Genomic DNA, 18,586 nt, shown 5'->3' with positions numbered 1-18,586 from the left:
CGCTCAACGCAGCGCTTGGCCCTGAGCCCAGGCCACCAGAATCCACCGCTCCCCTTCATGCACCGGACCGCCTCGGTGCAAGAGGGTCGACGGGAACACCACCGCGTCCCCCTCGTCCAGGTACACCGCGTGGCGCGTGGCGTTCGTCCACATCAGCTCCAACCCACCGCCGGTAAAATCAATCCCAGGTCGGCTAATCCCCACCACCACCGTCCACTTCCGCTGCAAACCCGTTGGCTCCAGCAGAAAATCGTTGTCCACGTGCCACTCGTATTTCCCACCGGGCCGGTAGCGCGTCATTTGCAACCGGCCCATCGTCGACCAATCGAAGTGGATGGTCAGCTCGTTCTCCGCCTTCTTTACGATATCGCCCAAAAGGGCGCTCAGCGGCTCGTCGTCGAAGAACCGACCCTCCGACACACGCACCCCTACCTCCGTGTCGATCAGCGACGCAAGTCCCTCGCCCAATGCCTGGTGCTTGTGGCGATGGAGCAGCTTCGGATCGACCGCTCTCTTGTAAACGGTCCACGGGCAATACGCCTCGCTCATGCGCTCTCCTCTTCGACGGCTTCGACCTCGACTTTGCCGAGGTAATCGCGGATCCGTGCCCCCATCTCCGCCGTCGAAGCCACGGCGTCCTTGGACCCCGGTGCTGCAATGTCCGCGGTTCGAGCTCCGCTCGCGATGGTGGCGGCCACCGCGTACTCGATCGCCCGCGCCTCGGCCTCGAGCCGGAGCGAGTGGCGCAAGAGCATGGCGGCGCTGAGGATCGTTCCAATCGGGTTGGCGATCCCCTTGCCCGCAATGTCGGGCGCCGAGCCATGAATCGGCTCGTACAGTCCGCGCGGACCATGGCCGAGCGAGGCGCTCGGGCACAGGCCGAGCGAGCCAGCCAGGATGGCCGCTTCGTCGGTGAGGATATCGCCGAACATGTTCTCCGTCACGATGACGTCGAACGACGCGGGCGCGGTGATGAGCCGCATGGCCGCGGAGTCCACCAGCTGGTGATCGAGGGCGACATCGGGGTGGCGCTGGCCAACTTCGATGGCAATCTGGCGCCATAGCCGCGATGACTCGAGCACATTGGCCTTGTCGATCGAGGTCACCCTTCCCTGCCGCTCGCGCGCCAGCTCGAACGCCAGGGTGACCACCCGCGCGATCTCGTGCTCCGTATATTCGAGCGTATCGAAGGCGCGGCGCCGGCCGTCGACCACATCGCTCACGCGCGGGCCGAAATACAAGCCGCCTGTGAGCTCCCGAACGACGAGCAAGTCGACCCCCGCGAGCCGCTCGGGCCGGAGCGGTGAGCAATCCGCGAGCTCGGGGATCGGTCGCACGGGCCGAAGGTTCGCCCAAAGGCCGAGGGCCTTGCGCAGGCCGAGCAATCCTTGTTCGGGGCGCACCTTCGCGTTGGGATCGCTCCAGGCCGGACCGCCCACCGCACCGAGCAACACCGCGTCCGAGGCGCGGCACGCGGCGAGCGCATCGTCGGCCAGCGCCGTGCCGTGCGCATCGATCGACGCGCCGCCGATCAAGTGCTCCGTAAAGGTGAAACGGTGACCGAAACGCCGGGCGACCACCTCGAGAACCGAGCGCGCCTCGCGCACGACCTCGGGGCCGATGCCGTCGCCAGGGAGCAAGACGATCGTTGCGTTCATGCCATGCCTCCCATAGGCGCCATTTGCGCGCGCCGCTCTTCGTGACGAACGATCTCCAAGACATCGCCGAGTAAGGAACGACCATTTACGCGATCGTCGGCGCAACTATCGAACAGCCCGCCTTCGAGCGCGGCTTCCCATGCTCGATTTCCATCTTCGATAGCGATTCCAGTGCTTCGAAAACGATGCATGCTGCCGGGTGTCGTCGCTCTGTCTGCGCTCAAGCCTAGCCTCTCTTTCGTGCTCTTAGTGCCGGGGCGGGCGTCGTATTTGAAACAAGAATGTTTCCTCTCGCCCGAACCCGTCACGAGACGGTAAACGCGATCGCCGACACGACGGAGCCCACGAAAACCCATTTCGATTCGCCGCCTCGATATGGGTTCACCCGCATCCATCGTAGTCGCTTATTTTCCAGCGATTACCAACCACACTCGACCCTGCGTACCATCGTAAGCTACGTCCACGGTAAGCGGGTAAGCAACATCCACGCCAGAGCCGACTCTCTGACGCCGACTCCCTGACAAGGTGAAACCAACGCGAACCTCAAGCATTCGAAGTTTCAATATTCGAAAACAAACATCGGAACGTGCATCCCACCGCGCCACCGCCGTTCGTCGGCGCGCGGTCCGGTCCAAGCGCGGTCCACGCCTCGTATCCAAAGGCCGCATTGCTGTACATGCGACACCATCGACAAAATGTATTCGTTTCGACATTTCGTGGAACGCCTCGAATCGAAGAACATGGTGCGTGGCCCATGGTCGAGCCATTGACAATGCGCAGTCGGTACGGTTTCATGCTGCCGATCCGCGCGGTTCGGCCTCTCTCCGGCGCGCCAATATTCCCTAGCTTCGCGAGCACTATCCTACAATGTCGCTGTGGCGTATCTGGCCCAATGGGGTGAGACGGTTCGCGTTCCTACTCGTATTCCTTGCGAGTGCGCGTGCAGCGGCATCGGGGCTCCACCGAGTGACCCAGGTCGAATTCCATGGGGCCGATGGAATCTCGAACGATACCCTCCTTGCCATCCTGCCGCGCCCCGCTCCAGCGACGTATACCGACGACGAAATCGACGAGTACCAACGGCGCATCACCAACCTCGGGATCTTCGATCGCGTCGACGTTCGCTTCGCGTCGCAGGTGCTCGTCGTCGAATTACGCAAGAAGTTCACGATCAGTCCGCGAATCAGCCTCTCCACGGGGCGCACCCTCGCCGACACGTATCTTCTCCTCGGCGCCGACGAGTACAACGCATTTGGGCAGGCGAAGAAGATCTGGGGATATGCCAGTTACGCCGAGAGGGCGCCCAGCGCGCGCGTGTCGTACTCCGATCATCCCTACGACCCCCATCAGCTGGCGCCGTTCGTAGCGCTCTATTACCAGACATCGGAATTGCGTTTCCCCTCCAAGGTATCGTGGCTGCGCCGCCGTGTCGGGGGGCTCACCGGTTTCACTTTGCCCTATGCGTATTCGTCTCCGTTGCGCATCGAAATCGGCGTCCAAGTTCACGGGGAGAGTTATGCCGACGTCGAGGGCCCGGTCCATCTTCGGCCCTCGGTCTATGTCGGGCAATGGCTCGAGGCAGCATGGGATCGATACAAGTTTCACGATCTCGTGCCCGCGGGATTTCGGATCACCTTCCGAGGGCAACTCGGTGCACGGATTGGTCCCGCCGAGAAGGGGCATTACGCACTTCTCCAGTACGTTCAGGCGATTGGCCTGAGCCCGACGACGGTCATCATGATTCAAGCCACCGGTGAGGTGTACAACCGCGGCGATCCCAATTGGAGCGCGAGCGTCGGCAGCGTCACCGGGGTGCGCGGGTTGTCGGACGCTTATTATCGAGACCACCTGCAGGGGGTGGCGAACATCGAATTCCGCCAAGCGTGGCGATTCGCGGAGCGCTGGGCTCTCCAGGGCGTCCTCTTCGCCGACGGGGCCCAATTTCGAAGCATGGACGAATACGGGCGCCTCAGCGATTGGGTCGGTGCATTCAGCGCGGGGGTGGGGGCGCGCCTGATTCCGACCTTTCTTGCCGGCCTCGTTCTGCGCGTCGACTCGGCGTGGCTGCGCGCGCCGGAGTCGACTTGGCTATTGCAGACCGGGCTCAGTCAGTATTTCTAGCGGTTCGCTCAACGAGGGGCGCCTTTTGCGGCGCGCGCGAGGCGGGCGGGATCGAACACGGCCCGCACCCGGCAATGGAGAGCGTCCCCCCCGTTCCAGCCGATATCCCGATACATCTTCGTCGAGGGCGCGAGGATCGGCTCGTCGGCGAGCACGAACGGAAACCCCTCGACCTTCGATCCCGGCATCGCCGCCCGCCAGGTCGCGAGCGCGCGCTGGTCCTCGGCGATGCCGAAGAGCGGCACGTAGACCCGGTCGTTCAGAATGAGCGCGTTGGCGTAGGCCGCGAGCTCGTCGCCTCGGAAGCGCGCGGTGTCGATCCGCAGGATCTCGAACGGCTTGCCCTCGAAGGTGGTGAGGGGCATGAGCTCCTGGGTGACGATCCGCTCGATGAGCGCGCTCGCCGGATGATCGACCGGCGGGCGCGCGACCAGGATCCGCTTCGAGTCGAGGATCTTGAGCAGACAGTCGATGTGCTGGATGCCGGTGCTCTCGTAGTTCGAGACCAAGACATAGCGCGCGACCCCCAGCTGCTCGCGCACCAGGGTCCGAAACTGATCGTCCGCGAGACCCATCGCCCGGTTCTCGTTGGCCTGGATGCACGTCGAAAGGGCGAGGCCATGACCGTCCGTGGCGAGGTTGCCGCCGGTCAGCGCGAACCCGAGCGGGCGATGGGCCAGGCCGAGCGCGCGGGCGATCGCCGCCGGGGCCGCGTCCTCGGCCGCGACGCTGTAACCGGCCGGACCCGCGTGCGCGGCCGACACCGGCTGGCCGCCGTTCTGGACGGTGCCCAGCGGCGCGTCGCACGGCAACCCCGAGGTCGGCGATCCCAGATCGTAGCGGGCATCGGCGAGCTCGACTCGGCCGGCATCGTCCACCAGGGTGTGGGGACCGTAGTCGCGGATCCACGACGCGTCGGAGGATTGCGGCACCACGAGGAATTCGACCCGCGCAAGATCGATCCCCCAGCGCTCGTACCAGCTCTTGGCCTCGTCGCAACCGGCTCGATCCGCGCATAGGGTGTAGAGCCGAGCGTCCTTCGCGATCTTGATCACCAGGTCGTGGGGCACGGAGAGCGGCCACGCCAACATCGCGCCGAGCGCCGGCTCCCACTCGGCGACCAAACGGTGCGCCCGTGGCGCCGACGACCTTTGGGGCGCCGACGCCCTTTGGGCCGCGGGCGTCTCGGCGGCCGGACGCAGCGCCGGAGGGCCGGAGCATGCAACGACGACGAGCGCGAGCGGCAGCGCCGCTCGCGCACCGAACCGCACCCGCGCCGAGATACCACGCACGATCCTTATCAGCTTTTCCATACCTTACGCATCTAGGGACGATTCTGAAAGCATCGAGAGTAAATATGTTTTACGCAAAACAAAAATTCGGGATTCACGATTGTTCGAGAGCATTCGTCGCGAGCTCGTTCGAGGCGAGGCCGCGGAGTCGCTTCGGCCAAGGCGCTCGATGATATTCAGCACGATACGACGGCGCTCGCGTGCGCGGCGCTCGTCTAGATTAAGATCAAGACCGCCGCCGCGACCCCCAAGATGCCGCAGCCCGACCACACCAGCGATTCGCTGTAGGCGAACGTCATCGTGCCGATCACGGGGCCGAGGATCAGCGAAATGGCGAGGCTCGCGTTGAAGAGGCCCATATAGCGGCCCCGCAGGTGGGGTGGTGCGAGCTGGGCGACGTGCACGTTCGCGACGGGGGAGAAGGCCATCTCGCCAAATGTCCACAGGGCGATGGTCAATCCGATGGCGAGCTTGCTCATGGCCACCGCGGTCAACGCGAAGCCGGCCGCGGTCATCACGTAACCGACGGCCATCACCGTGCGCTGGGGAAAGCGCTGGGTCACCACCGTCATGCTGACCTCGAACAAAACGATCAACGCGCCGTTGACCGACATCAGCATTCCGTAGGTGGAGGCGGAGTGCCCGACCCGCAGGATGTGCAGCCCCAAGGTGGCGTCCATCTGCACGGTCACCGTGGTGATCGCCAGCGACGCAACGAGAAAGCGCACGAAGCGCCAGTCGGAGAGCGCGGTGGTCAGCCAGCGCCCTTGCTTGCCTTCGGGCGCAGGGTGGCGCGCCCCCCATGGTAAGAACGCGAGGGCGATCAAGCCGAACAGCACCGAGCTCGCGGCGTCGGCGGCGAACAACAAGTTGTACGAGCGATTGACGAGGAGGCCCGCCGCGATGGGGCCGAGCGCGAAGCCGAGGTGGGCCGCGAACCGGTACAGCGCCGCGGCGGTGAGCTGCTGCTCGGGGGTACACAGGTCGACGACCAGCGCCTCCGCGGCGGGTCGGAACGTATCGGCGGCGGCCCCCGCGCACAGCGTGAGCACGATCAGCAGGGCCAAGCTTTGAGCCTGCGACAGCGCGAGCACCACCACGGCCGAGGCGAGCATCGAGATCACAATCGTGTTGCGACGGCCGATGTGATCGCTCAGATGCCCGCCGATGAACGAGGCGGCGAAGTTGCCGATGCCGTACGCGCTGAGGGCCAAACCTGCTTGCGCCTCCGAGAAGCCTCGACTCGTCAAATAGAGCACCAGAAACGGCAGCAAGAAGGTGCCGAAACGATTGATGAAGGCGCCGACGAGCAAAAACCACAACACTCCGGGTAGGCCGCGGAGATTTCGGACCAACGATGGACGGGACTCGATCATGTCACCTCACCGCGACGGGCGCACCAGCCGCGCCGCCCTTGCTAAGGCTGCGCGTTCCCGTGGCGCATCGCGGTAAGGTACCGAGCTTGCTCCTCGGCGGTCATGGGGACGGCCCATGAATAGCCCGCCTTTCCAGTGTGAATATTGACGACTTTGCTGCCGTGGCTCGCGCCCACGGTCACCCCGCTGGCGCGCCCATCGATCAGGAAAAGGCCGAGCACGACATTGTGCCGGGTGAACTGGAAATCGGAGGTGTAGGGCAGATCGATGCCGTCGAACACAATCGCCTTCTGGGCAATCCAGAGCTTCAGACCTTTGGCCGCGATCGCCTCGCGGAGCGCATCGGCGGAGTGATTGGCCCCGATCAAAACGGCCTCGCCCCCGTACGACGCGCCGAGCTTGAACACCAGATCCGCCTTCCGGCGCAGCAGCTCCTCGAGGTTGTCGCGGTTGACGGCCACGGTATGCGGCACGTATCGAGCGATCGATTCGACCTCGCCGGCGGTGAGCAGGTGGTGGTAGGCGGGGTCGCAGAACATCGAAAACCAGCTCTTGTGCATCCGCATCTCGGTTTCCAACGTATTGATGATGGTGGCCCCGCTGTTTACGAGGCGGTGAACGAAGGCGCCTCCATCATCCATATCGTTGTACATGAAGCCGCGGTGCACCAAGGTGCGCCGCCCTTCTTCGGGGGTGAGCCAGGCTTCGGGGTACTCGGTATGGTAGACGAGGTGGATTTCGAGCTCCGGCAGCGCTCGCGCCAGGTGCTTGCGGAGCAGGTCGAAGCTGAAGTAGCCACTGCCTCGATTCGCCGTCCAATCGCACAAGACGATGCGCTGCAGTCCCTTTTGCTCCACGACGCGGCGGAGCAACTGCACGGTCGCCTGCTGCGGCGACTCCATGGTCTCCGTCAGCGGCCACCGCAAGCCGTTGCACAGCACTTGCAGGCAATCGGAGACCTCCGTACCTCCCACGGACGAATCGGGATTGAGCTCGCAGAAGTAATATCCATCATTGGATGGGAGCACGTCGGCACGACAGATGGTGTGCGCGCCAACGAGGAGCTCGTCCCAGTCGACGACGGGCTCCATCGTCTCGGGCATATCGAAGCGGCGAAGCATCTCGGCCCGCGAGCACCGCCCGTGCAGGTACCGCAAGATCTTCGTCTGTGCCGATAAGAGGTTCAGGCCTGCCGTGGCCAGCGCATCGAATGTGCGCTTGTCGATCGACAAGGGGATCGGCAGCAATGGCGTTTTGTGCGCCCCTTGTTCAACCAGCAACGACTGCAGTCGCTCGAGGGCACCGCTGCGACGAATATACGGCACTTGGGCCTGCATCTCCTCGAGCCAGGGTCGATTGTACGTGGCAAAATTCATGATCGGGCCTCGGTGAGCGAAAGTCATACCACAGTGAGTATCCGCCAGAGCCGCCCTCTGCAGCGGATCCGCAAAATTCAAATGTTCACAATTGGAATTCAAATCGTTCGTATGCGCCAACCACACTCCCACACTGAACAGATGTTATAAGCACATATCGGCGTGTACCGTTGACGGGCGCCGGTGTGCACGGGCCGGCAAGCGAGGCTCTCGCCCGGGTAACGACGCGCCAAGGTGCGGTTCGCGTCACCCAGGCGGAAGAGAGCTCCTGCGAGGCCTCGGCGGGCAGGTGGTCGGCATGCAATCGCTCGCTCAACGCAGCGCTTGGCCCTGAGCCCAGGCCACCAGAATCCACCGCTCCCCTTCATGCACCGGACCGCCTCGGTGCAAGAGGGTCGACGGGAACACCACCGCGTCCCCCTCGTCCAGGTACACCGCGTGGCGCGTGGCGTTCGTCCACATCAGCTCCAATCCACCGCCGGTAAAATCAATCCCAGGTCGGCTAATCCCCACCACCACCGTCCACTTCCGCTGCAAACCCGTTGGCTCCAGCAGAAAATCGTTGTCCACGTGCCACTCGTATTTCCCACCGGGCCGGTAGCGCGTCATTTGCAACCGGCCCATCGTCGACCAATCGAAGTGGATGGTCAGATCGTTCTCCGCCTTCTTTACGATGTCCCCCAAAAGGGCGCTCAGCGGCTCGTCGTCGAAGAACCGACCCTCCGACACACGCACCCCTACCTCCGTGTCGATCAGCGCCGCAAGTCCCTCGCCCAATGCCTGGTGCTTGTGACGATGGAGCAGCTTCGGGTCGACCGCTCTCTTGTAAACGGTCCAAGGGCAATAGGCCTCGCTCATGCGCTCTCCTCTTCGACGACGGCGCTCAGGATCGTCCCGGGAAGCGCGCGCCGCTCTTCGTGACGAACGATATCCGGGACATAACGAAGAAGGAAGCCAAGCTCGTCGACACCATCGAGCAAGCAGCGACGGGCAAACCCATCGATGGTGAAGGGGGTGACCGGCACGCCCTCGGCGCGGAGCTCTTGCGCTTCGAGATCGATCGTGACCTGCAGCCCGGGCTGCGCGGTGCGCGCCGCCACCAGCTTCGCGTGAACAGCGGGCGGCACGACCACCGGGACCAAGCCGTTCTTCAGCGCATTGCCGCGAAAGATATCGGCAAACGAGGTGGACACGATGGCGCGGAAGCCGCCGGCCACCAGCGCCCACGGGGCGTGCTCGCGCGACGAGCCGCACCCGAAGTTGTTGCCCGCCAGCAGAATGTGAGCGCCCGCGCTCTCGGGGGCTCCGATGGGAAAGCCGGGGCGCGCGCGCCAGTCGGCAAAGAGCGCGTCGCCCAGGCCGGCCTTGTCGGTGACCTTGAGGTAACGCGCCGGAATGATTTGGTCCGTATCGACGTCCGTGTCGAGCAATACGACCACCCGCGACACCAGCCGCGTGAACTGCGGAACGCTCATGCCGAGCTCCTCTCGCGCAAATCATGCGAAAGACCGTTCACCTCGGGCAGCAGTAACCGTGGATCGGTCACATGACCCGCCACCGCTGCCGCCGCCGCCGTGATCGGCGAAGCCAGCAACGTGCGGCCGCCCTTGCCCTGACGCCCCTCGAAGTTGCGATTCGACGTCGACACCGCCAGCTGACCGGGCTGCAGCTGATCGCCATTCATGGCAATGCACATCGAGCAACCCGGCTCGCGCCACTCGGCCCCGGCGTCGCGAAACACGCGATCGAGCCCCTCGGATTGGGCCTGCGCCTTCACCGCGGCGCTGCCGGGGACCACCAGCATGCGCACGTTCGGCGCCACCCGGCGGCCACGAAGGATCTGGGCGGCCGCGCGCAGATCGCCGATGCGCGAGTTGGTGCACGAGCCCACGAACACCACGTCGACCTTGACCCCGAGCAAGGGCTGGCCCGGCGTGGCGCGCGTGTAGCGCAGCGCGCTCTCGAGCGATGCCCGCGCCTCCGGATCGGAGGCGTGCGCCGGATCGGGGACCGGCTGCGAAATGCCGATCCCCTGCCCGGGGTTGGTACCCCAGGTGATCATCGGCTCGAGCGCGGTCACGTCGATGCGAAGCTCGCGATCGAACGACGCGCCGTCGTCGGTGGGCAAGGAGCGCCACCTTCGCACCGCGTCCTCGAAGTCGCGGCCGCGCGGGGCGTGCGCCCGACCCCGGAGGTACTCGAAGGTGACGTCGTCGGGCGCGATCATCCCGGCCCGCGCCCCCGCCTCGATCGACATGTTGCAGATGGTCATGCGCCCTTCCATGTCGAGCGCGCGAATCGCTTCACCCGCGTACTCGATCACGTGCCCGGTCGCGCCGCCCGTTCCAATCTTGGCGATCAAAGCGAGGATCAGATCTTTGGCCGTGACCCCCGGGGGCGGCCGCCCGTCGAAGGTGACGCGCAACGTTTTGGGCCGGCGCTGCAAGAGGCACTGCGTCGCCAGCACGTGCTCGACCTCGCTGGTGCCGATGCCGAAGGCCAGCGCGCCGAATGCCCCGTGGGTCGCCGTGTGCGAGTCGCCGCATACGATGACCATGCCGGGCTGGGTCAGCCCTTGCTCGGGGCCGATCACGTGCACGATGCCGTGCCCCGCCGATCCGAGCGCGTGCAGGACGATGCCATGCGCGGCGCAGTTGGCCTCCAGCTGCCGCAGCTGCGCGCGCGCCATGTCGTCGGCGAGCGCGAGCCCGCCGGGGCGGGTCGGCGTCGAGTGATCCATGGTGCCCACCGATCTGTCCGGACGCCGCACGCGAAGACCGCGCGCGCGCAGCCCGGCGAAGGCCTGCGGCGACGTCACCTCGTGCAGCAGGTGCAAATCGACATAGAGCACCGCCGGCGCGTCCTCCGGTATGGCCACCACATGATCGTCCCACACCTTGTCGAACAAGGTGCGCGGCACACCCGTCTCGACCGTCATGGCGAGACCCCGGGACGGTCCCGTTGGAGCAGCGCGTCCATTTGCTTGTTCCCGAACTGCACCATCTCGTCCTCGTTGGTGAGCTTGAAGAACGCGATGGAGTACCGCGGCTCGGGGTGCAGAACCACCCGATGCGGCGTCGACACATAAGCGTTCTTCGTCCAATGGGCCATCAAATCACCGATGTTCACGATGAAGTGATCCACCTCGCGGAACTGCGGCGTGATCCACTTTCCATCCCGCGTCTTCACCTCGATCCCGGGGGCGGTGTGCGTCAAGAGGCTGATGAGCGTACTGTCGCAGTGCTCACCCATCCCTTGATCGTTGGCCAGCTCGCCGGAGAACCCAGGGTAGTAATGCCCGCGCATGGAGTCGTTCGATCTGTCGATGCGAACGGCGAAGTAATCCCTCGGCAGGCCGAGCGACAGGGTGAACAGCTCGGTCACCCGGGCGGCGAGCTGCTCGCACGCCCGGTAATAGACCTTGAGCTTCCGCCTCAAATCGCGCCCCGGATCGTCATCGGTGAAGGGGAGCGGCGTCTCGTCCGAGAGGATGAGGCGCCCGGCGCTGAACTTCTCGACATAGTCGCTCGGTTTGCCCAACAACCCCATATGCGCAAACGCGTTCTCCTCCAGAAGACCGCTGTAGCCATAAGGCGTGTACGGGTCGGCGGCCAAGGTACCGCCGCCGCCGAGCCTGCATGGGAGCTTGTCCGCGAGCGGCCGCTTGAAGAAGGTATGCAACCCCGTAAAAGCGTCTTCGAACACCGATCGCGGAATGCCGTGGCCATGCAAGGTGAAGAAACCAATCTCACGGCACGCCTGATCGAGCTGACGAGCAACCTCTTGCTCCTCCCGGCTGCCCTTGACCTTGGCGCCGGAGATGTCGATGAGGGGTATGTCGTTCATCCGCCGTTCCCGTTCGCTTTGGCCCCCGAGCCCGTCTTCGCATAAATGAAATCACCGACCCGCGTGATCGCCTCGCGCCCCGCGCCCAGCATGTGGAAGTAGAGGTGCCACACGTGGACCATTTCGGGCCACTCCTCGAAGATCACCTCCACGCCATCGGCGCGCGCTTTCTTGGCGAGTCGATCGGCGTCGCTGAAGAGGACCTCGCGCTCGCCGACCTGAATCAGCATGGGCGGCATCCCACGGAGATCGGCGTTGACCGTGGTGACCACGGGATGGGGGCGCGGCTGCCCTTTCAGATAATTCGCCGACAGAAGATCGACCAGCGGTCGATCGAGCATCGGATCGAGCTTCTGGCGGGTCGTCCAGCTCTCGCCCTCGTGCTCGAGGTCGACCCACGGCGAGATGGCGACCGTGGCACCTGGCAACGGACGATTCTTGGCCTTCAAGGTCACGAGGGTGGACATGACGAGACCGCCGCCCGCGGAGTCCCCGACGAACGCGATCTTTTCGGGCTTGAAGCCGCGGTTCAAGAGCCACTCGTAGGCGGCCGTCGCGTCATCGAGCGCGGCCGGAAACGGATGCTCCGGCGCGAGCCGGTACTGCAGCGACAGCACCACGCACTTCGAGGCGCGCGCGAGCTCCGCGGCCATGCCCGCATGGCTCTCCAGCGAACCGTAGGCGTAACCTCCGCCATGCAAGAAGAACACGGCACGGTCCGACTCGGCGACCGGCGGTATCGAGAACGACGCGCGCCTGCCCGCGATCTCGAACGTGTCGATCCGGATATCCGCTGCGACCGGCGGCCCCATTTGGTCGTACAGGACCCTCGCCTCCGCGATCTCCGTCGGCCACGGGTGGGCATCGATGTCGGCGAGCACTGCGGCTATTTCGCGACGCGCAATTTCTTCTTTGGCTTCTGCAGTAGACATGCGGCTCACTCTCTTTCCTACACCGTGGGAGAATTCACCGTGGCGAGCAGATCTCTGTCGTCCAGGTGTGTCTTTTGGTCGGCAATCTTTTTGAAGCGGCGGAACGCCTCGCTCAGCGCAGCATCGGACGAGAACTTCACCCCGAGCCGCTCCATCTCCGATCGGTATCCGGCGCGCCCCGAGTGCTTACCGAGCACCAATTGGTAATCTTCCCCGCCCACCGTCTCGGGGGCCATGATCTGGTATGTGAGCGGATTCTTCAGCATCCCGTCCTGGTGAATGCCCGACTCGTGCGCAAAGGCATTCTTGCCGACGATGGCTTTGTTCCGCTGCACTTCGAACCCCGTGCGCTCCGCCACCAAGCGCGACGCGGGAACGAGAAATCGGGTCTCGACCCCGGTGCGTACCTTGAGGAGATCGTGCCGCGTTTTGATCGCCATCACGACCTCTTCGAGCGACGCATTTCCGGCCCGCTCGCCGATGCCGTTGACCGTGCACTCGACCTGACGCGCCCCCGCGGCGACCGCCGCCAGCGAATTGGCGACGGCGAGCCCCAAATCGTCGTGGCAATGGGCGGAGAAGGTCGCCTTGTCGGCGTTGGGCACCTCGTTGAGGAGCCGGCCGATGAGCCCTCCGTACTCGGGCGGCATGGAAAAGCCGACGGTGTCGGGCAGGCTGATGGTGGTGACACCGGCCTTGATCACCGCCTCCACCATCCGCTTCAAAAATTCGAACTCCGAGCGGCTGGCGTCCTCGCACGAAAATTCGATATCGCTCCCGAACTTCCGCGCGTACTTCACGGCCGCGACGCCTTGCTCGAGCACCGCCTCCGGCTGCTGCTGCAGCTTGTACTTCATGTGCACGGGCGAGGTCGAGAGCACGATATGAATCCGGCCCGACTTCGCGGGGCGCACCGCCTCCGCCGTCCGCTCGATGTCGCGCTCCACCGCCCGGCTCAAACTGCAAACGGTGCTGTCTTTGACCGTGCGCGCCACCGCCTTGATGGCCTCGAAATCACCGTCGCTCGAGGCCGCGAAGCCGGCCTCGATGACATCCACCTTCAGCTGCTCGAGGATGCGGGCAATATCGACCTTGTCCTGCAGATTCAGATTGATACCGGGACTCTGCTCTCCGTCCCGCAACGTCGTATCGAGGATGGTGATGGTATCGCGGCTCATGAGGCCTCCTTGCCGTGCTTCTTCTGAACGTGCTTCTGATAACGGTCGTAGAGCTCGAGCATGCGACGCGCCTTGGCCACGAAGGGCGGCGCGACGGCTTGACCATCGACCAAAACGAAGCCGACGTCGGAGCGCTGGTACGTCTCGATGAGCTTTTGATACTTCGCGATCGTCGCCGGCGTGACCGAGAAGACCGAGTTGATCGCCGGCACTTGCCTCGGGTGGATCGCGGCTTTGGCCGTGAATCCGTACCCCTTGGCTGCAACGCACTCCGCCTCGAAGCGCGTCAGATCTTCGATCTCGAACGAGTTGGTGTCGATGGCCTGGAGCTTGTACTTGGCCGCCGCCACGCACATCTGCGCGCGCGCATGGTTGATGTAGTTCTCGTTCGGGCTATACAGCTCGGCGATCAAGTCCGCCTGCCCGAAGGCCAGCCCGTCGCTCACGGCGGCGATGCCATCGGCGTTCTCTACCGCCTGCACCGTCTCGATGAAGGGATAAAGCTCCGGCGGCTCGCGCAAGGTGTTGAACAGAGACCTGTACATCTTGACGTCGTTCGCGTGGCCCACCTTGGGGACCAAAACGAATTCGAATGGCAGCCGCCCCCGCTCTGCCCCCAGACGGAGCAGGACATCCATGTCCTTGAGCCCCTCGGGCGAGGCCAAGCTGTTCATCCGAAGCCCGACGCGGACCCCGAGCTCGACCAGCGGCGACACGTCGATGGTCGCGACCTTGGCCCGCGCGTCGGCCTTGGCGTTGATATGAATGGAGTCTTCGATGTCGACGACCACCGCATCCGCGATGAGGCTTCGTCGATTGGCAATCAAGGAATCGAACCGCAAAGCGGGGGTATAAAGATAACTCACATGCATGGCAAAAGCTTCCCTTCCGAGTCGGGGGGCACGAACGTGCACGATGGCGCGCGGCGCGGCTCAGTAGCGTGCGTCGCGATGGCTCGTATGATCTCGAGTCGGGATGATGAACGTGCGCTCGCAGGTGAGGATGACCGTGCCATCGGCCTTCACCCCCCGCGTCTCGCACGTCACGATCCCTTGGTGCGGCCGGCTCTGGGACAAACGCGCGGACAGCACCTTGCTTTCGGCGTAGACCGTATCCCCCGCGAAGCACGGCGCGAGCAGCCTGACCTTGTCCCACCCCAAGTTGGCAATGCCCTTGGCGGTCAGGCTGTTCACGCTCATGCCGTTGATGACCGAGAACGTCACGAGGCTGGAGATGAGCGGCTTACGAAACTCCGTCTTCTCGCAGTACGCGGCGTCGATGTGCAATGGAGAATGATTCATGTTGATGAGCGACTGCCAAACGTTGTCCGCTTCGGTCAACGTGCGGCCCGGGCGGTGCTCGATGACGGTCCCCACCGTGAACTCTTCGAAGTACAGCCCCGGCGACTCCCGATACCGGTTCTCGCCGACTTTGACGTAGGCCCGCGTATTCTCCATTGCTTTTACCCACACGCCTCTCGAGTTGGCGCGCTCACGCGCGTACCGGAACGATGTTGGTGAAGGGGCGCTCCAGCGGTCCGTGGTACGGGAGCGAGAGGTTCTCGCCCTTGTAGTCCTCGGCCGGAGTCAGCTTGAGCTTGTAGTAATCGTACCACTCTTGATAGTGGTGCTCCTCCGCGTACTGGAGCTCGATATGGCGAATGGGCCGCTCCACGGGCTGCCCTTTGACGCGCGGGCTCGGATCGGTGGCGCCGTGCGCTACGCCGTATTCGATCTCGTTCAGGAGCATGACGACGATGATGTCGTTCTCCAGATCGAGATCGTAGCAGAACGAGTAATCGTACAGGAGATCTTCGTAGTACTCGCTCCGGAGCGCGATGTTGTAATTGTTGGGGAGGTTGTCGACCATGCTGGCCGCGCTCACGCCCTTGTCCTTGCAGTAGCGCTTGACGTCGCAGATGAGCGGGAGGCCGTCTTTGACGTTCTTGTTGGGGCCGTAGATGTTGGCGATGAAGGGGGTGGCGGCGTCGAAGTGGATGCACTTCGCGGTCATGAACGCTCGGGCCGTGATCTGCCCGTCGTGGGAGAAACCGCCATTGAGGTTGAACCCGTCCACGTCCATGCGGTTCAAGCTCGACGACCGCGGGGTGACGCTGAACGGCCTCTGGTCGATGAGCGCGAGCGCGCTCTGGAACAGGGACTCGAGCAGCTCGTATCCCTTCACGCGGTCGGCGCGCACGTCCAGACCATGCCGGGCCAAAACTTTGGCGGTGCCGTGGCATACGCAGAATCCACCGAGGATCTCCCGAGCAATGCGCCTGGGCAATTCGCCCGTCTGCACGGTGTCGATGCCGCCCAATGTGAGATCGTAGGGGCTGATGTCGATGAGAGCGCTCTTCACTTGCTGCATATCGATACGTTTCATGACGCTGTCCTCGTGTAGTGAACGTTCGTGGCCTCGAGGTGCAGAGCTGCTGCCGCGAGGTCATTGGCTCGATGGAGGTCGAGGATGATCTTTCCGAAGTGATCACTGCGCTGGAGGCGCTCGTGGGCTTGCACCACGTCGGCCACGTCGAACAGTGAATCGATCACGGGCACGAGGCTCCGCGCCGCGAGCAAGGGCAGCCAGCGTTCGCGGAACCGCTGCGCGATGCGGCGCTTGTCCTCGATGCCCAAGGGGCGCATGACCGACCCGATCAGCTGGAGCCGGCGCAGCACGATGGTGTCGAGATCGAGCGCACACATCGTGCCGCTCATCACCCCCACTTGCAGCAAACGGCCGCCGTCCTTCAACGCCGAGAGGTTGCGCGTGAAGTAGTCGGCGCCGACGATGTCCTCGATCAGATCGACGCCCTCGCCCCCCGTAAAGGCGCGCACTTCCTCGACGAAATCCTGCTCACGGTAATTGACGACGCGATCGGCGCCGAGCGCCAACGCCCGCGCCGCCTTTGCGTTCGACCCCACCGTGCACACCACCCGCGCGCCCGCGCTCTTGGCCATTTGAATGCACGCGGTGCCGAGACCGCTGGCGCCGCCGTGAACGAGGACGGCCTGCCCGGAGGAGAGCCCGCCGAGCCGGAACATGGTGGTGTCGGCCGTGAAGTAGACCTCCGGAAGGGACGCGGCCTCGGCGTAGGAATAGCCGGGCGGGACCTCGAAGGACATCCGCTCGTCGATGACGCAATAGTCGGCATATGCGCCGCCCCCCACCAGCCCGAACACCGGCGTGCCGATCGCGGTTTGCGCGCCCGGCCCGAGGGCCACCACGTCTCCGGCGATCTCGACCCCGAGGATCTCGGACTCGCCCGGCGAAGGAGGGAACTCCCCCTCGCGCTGGTAAATGTCGGCGTGGTTGAGCGCGGCCGCCCTCACCCGCACCAAGATCTGGCCGGGCCCCGGCGCGGGGGTCGGCACTTCCCCGATGGCGAGCACGGACGGCCCGCCTGGTTTTTCCGTTACGACGGCGCGCATACGGCGGGTCATTTCCTGTGGGGCACGAACTCGTGCACCGCGGCCGCGAACGCGCGAATGTCGTCGGGGGTGAGATCGGCGCGCAGCATGATCCGAAGACCGGCCTCGCCCTTCTTGACGATGGGGAAGAAGACGGCCGACGTGTAAAAGCCTCGCTCCAGGATGCCGGCCGAAGCCCGCACCGCGTCCTCGGCCTCGCCCACGCGGATCACCTTGAGCGGGAAGCCATCGCCGCGCTCGGGGGTGGTGACCAGCTCGTCGAAGAGGAGAATGTTGTCGCGCAGGGAGCGCTGCAAACGTCCGAGCTCGGGGGTCCGATGGAGCTTGAGCGACGCCATGCTCGCGCCGATGGACGGCACGTTGAGCCCCTGCGACCAGGCGAGCGGCCCACCGAAGCGCGCCAGCACCGCCTCGAACTGCGGCGCACCCAGCATGATGATCCCGCCGCTGGTGCCCCACCCTTTGCCCAGCGAGGCCACGATGGTCGTGAGGGGGTTGACCTCCGCCATCTGCGAGCGCGCGTAGCCCTGACCATGCTCGCCCCACAAGGAGAGCGAGTGCGAGTCGTCGATGAAGAGATAGAGGCCGTAGCGATCCTGCAGGGTTAGCAGCTCTTTGATGGGGGCCGAGCCGCCCGTCGAGTACACGCCGTCGCAGACGTAAGCGACCCGCTCCTTCTTCTTGCACACGTCCTCGAGGAAGTTGAGATCGTTGTGCCGCGCCGTGAGCACCTCGGTCTCGTCCGCGCAGATCGGTTTGATGAGGTTCATCGAAAAATGCGCGAACTTGTCGAACACCATGACGCGCGGGCGGCCGTCCTCCGTCATGTGCCCCGACGCCACCAAGGGCAGCACACCGGCGGTAGCCGAGCTGCAGGTGACGGCGCATACGGTGCGCGCTCCCATCAGCTTCGTGAGCTCGTCCTCGAACTCCTCGAGCAGATTGAGTCGGAGCCGGATCCGCGTGATCGGCAGATCCATGGCGCCCTGCGAGCGCAAGGCGTCGATCGCCCCTTCGAGAATGGCCGGGTGGCTGGCTAGACCCAAGTACGAGCAGGAACACAAGTTGACGAAGCGATGGCCATCGAGACGACGCAAACGGCCATTTGCGTCATAGTCGACACGTATATCGATTAGGCCGCCTTCGAGCGCGGCATTCCACGCTTGATTTCCATCTTTGATGGCGGTTCCGTTGTTGCGAAAACGATGGATGTTGTCGGATGCAGTCGCTGTCTCTGCGCTCAAGCCTAACCTCTCTTTCGTGCTCTTCGATACTGCGAGCTCAACAGAATGCACGAGCCCACCGCAACGAGGGATGCCTCGCCGGCCGCCGTGCGATGGACACGGTCGCCCGACTTAGGCGACACCGTTGGACAT

At 64.4% G+C, this 18,586-nt stretch carries 17 protein-coding genes; 1 reads left to right on the top strand and 16 read right to left on the bottom strand.

Features of this window, described 5'->3' with window-relative positions:
- Nucleotides 1–3: 3 nt before the first annotated feature.
- Entirely contained in the window at nucleotides 4–549 is a 546-nt protein-coding gene (locus tag LZC94_07385) for a 2OG-Fe(II) oxygenase (GenBank protein WXB17089.1), read from the bottom strand.
- Nucleotides 546–1,658: a 3-isopropylmalate dehydrogenase gene (gene leuB / locus LZC94_07380; GenBank protein ID WXB17088.1), complete on the bottom strand. Its 1,113-nt coding sequence runs from the start codon at nucleotides 1,656–1,658 to the stop codon at nucleotides 546–548. Before leuB ends, LZC94_07385 begins: the two co-directional genes overlap by 4 nt.
- A gap of 966 nt (nucleotides 1,659–2,624) precedes the next feature.
- Here leuB and LZC94_07375 point away from each other — a divergent pair.
- The gene (locus LZC94_07375; GenBank protein ID WXB17087.1) at nucleotides 2,625–3,779 is read left to right on the top strand and encodes a hypothetical protein; all 1,155 of its coding nucleotides are present in this window, start codon (nucleotides 2,625–2,627) and stop codon (nucleotides 3,777–3,779) included.
- Between the two features lie 8 nt (nucleotides 3,780–3,787).
- Here the strand turns inward: LZC94_07375 and LZC94_07370 are convergent, their stop codons facing one another.
- From LZC94_07370 to LZC94_07305, 14 genes are all read right to left on the bottom strand, one after another.
- Nucleotides 3,788–5,092 carry an agmatine deiminase family protein gene (locus LZC94_07370; GenBank protein ID WXB17086.1) on the bottom strand — a complete coding sequence of 435 codons (1,305 nt, stop codon included), beginning with the start codon at nucleotides 5,090–5,092 and terminating at the stop codon, nucleotides 3,788–3,790.
- A 194-nt stretch (nucleotides 5,093–5,286) separates the two neighbouring features.
- Nucleotides 5,287–6,447, bottom strand: a complete 1,161-nt coding sequence (locus LZC94_07365) for an MFS transporter (GenBank protein WXB17085.1) — start codon at nucleotides 6,445–6,447, stop codon at nucleotides 5,287–5,289.
- A 41-nt stretch (nucleotides 6,448–6,488) separates the two neighbouring features.
- Nucleotides 6,489–7,823 (bottom strand): hypothetical protein, encoded by a 1,335-nt coding sequence (locus tag LZC94_07360; protein ID WXB17084.1) that lies wholly within the window; start codon nucleotides 7,821–7,823, stop codon nucleotides 6,489–6,491.
- 312 nt (nucleotides 7,824–8,135) lie between these two features.
- On the bottom strand, nucleotides 8,136–8,681 hold the full coding sequence (locus tag LZC94_07355; GenBank protein WXB17083.1) for a 2OG-Fe(II) oxygenase: 546 nt from the start codon (nucleotides 8,679–8,681) through the stop codon (nucleotides 8,136–8,138).
- A complete protein-coding gene (leuD, locus tag LZC94_07350; GenBank protein ID WXB17082.1) occupies nucleotides 8,678–9,298 on the bottom strand; it encodes a 3-isopropylmalate dehydratase small subunit in 621 nt (206 codons plus the stop codon). Before leuD ends, LZC94_07355 begins: the two co-directional genes overlap by 4 nt.
- Nucleotides 9,295–10,761, bottom strand: a complete 1,467-nt coding sequence (leuC, locus tag LZC94_07345; protein WXB17081.1) for a 3-isopropylmalate dehydratase large subunit — start codon at nucleotides 10,759–10,761, stop codon at nucleotides 9,295–9,297. Before leuC ends, leuD begins: the two co-directional genes overlap by 4 nt.
- Nucleotides 10,758–11,669 carry an isopenicillin N synthase family oxygenase gene (locus LZC94_07340; protein ID WXB17080.1) on the bottom strand — a complete coding sequence of 304 codons (912 nt, stop codon included), beginning with the start codon at nucleotides 11,667–11,669 and terminating at the stop codon, nucleotides 10,758–10,760. The genes leuC and LZC94_07340 overlap by 4 nt, the downstream gene beginning before the upstream one ends.
- Nucleotides 11,666–12,601: an alpha/beta hydrolase gene (locus LZC94_07335; protein ID WXB17079.1), complete on the bottom strand. Its 936-nt coding sequence runs from the start codon at nucleotides 12,599–12,601 to the stop codon at nucleotides 11,666–11,668. Before LZC94_07335 ends, LZC94_07340 begins: the two co-directional genes overlap by 4 nt.
- A gap of 17 nt (nucleotides 12,602–12,618) precedes the next feature.
- On the bottom strand, nucleotides 12,619–13,779 hold the full coding sequence (locus tag LZC94_07330) for a 2-isopropylmalate synthase (protein ID WXB17078.1): 1,161 nt from the start codon (nucleotides 13,777–13,779) through the stop codon (nucleotides 12,619–12,621).
- The gene (locus tag LZC94_07325) at nucleotides 13,776–14,651 is read right to left on the bottom strand and encodes a CoA ester lyase (GenBank protein ID WXB17077.1); all 876 of its coding nucleotides are present in this window, start codon (nucleotides 14,649–14,651) and stop codon (nucleotides 13,776–13,778) included. The genes LZC94_07330 and LZC94_07325 overlap by 4 nt, the downstream gene beginning before the upstream one ends.
- Nucleotides 14,652–14,711: 60 nt before the next feature.
- On the bottom strand, nucleotides 14,712–15,236 hold the full coding sequence (locus LZC94_07320) for a MaoC family dehydratase (GenBank protein ID WXB17076.1): 525 nt from the start codon (nucleotides 15,234–15,236) through the stop codon (nucleotides 14,712–14,714).
- A 34-nt stretch (nucleotides 15,237–15,270) separates the two neighbouring features.
- Nucleotides 15,271–16,164 carry a hypothetical protein gene (locus tag LZC94_07315; GenBank protein ID WXB17075.1) on the bottom strand — a complete coding sequence of 298 codons (894 nt, stop codon included), beginning with the start codon at nucleotides 16,162–16,164 and terminating at the stop codon, nucleotides 15,271–15,273.
- Nucleotides 16,161–17,222, bottom strand: a complete 1,062-nt coding sequence (locus LZC94_07310; GenBank protein WXB17074.1) for an NAD(P)H-quinone oxidoreductase — start codon at nucleotides 17,220–17,222, stop codon at nucleotides 16,161–16,163. Before LZC94_07310 ends, LZC94_07315 begins: the two co-directional genes overlap by 4 nt.
- On the bottom strand, nucleotides 17,219–18,454 hold the full coding sequence (locus LZC94_07305) for an aminotransferase class I/II-fold pyridoxal phosphate-dependent enzyme (GenBank protein WXB17073.1): 1,236 nt from the start codon (nucleotides 18,452–18,454) through the stop codon (nucleotides 17,219–17,221). The genes LZC94_07310 and LZC94_07305 overlap by 4 nt, the downstream gene beginning before the upstream one ends.
- Nucleotides 18,455–18,586 lie beyond the last annotated feature (132 nt).

The sequence above is a fragment of the Sorangiineae bacterium MSr11954 genome, assembly GCA_037157815.1.
Lineage (GTDB): Bacteria > Myxococcota_A > Polyangia > Polyangiales > Polyangiaceae > Pendulispora > Pendulispora albinea.
This window is presented reverse-complemented; position numbering and strand designations above follow the sequence as displayed.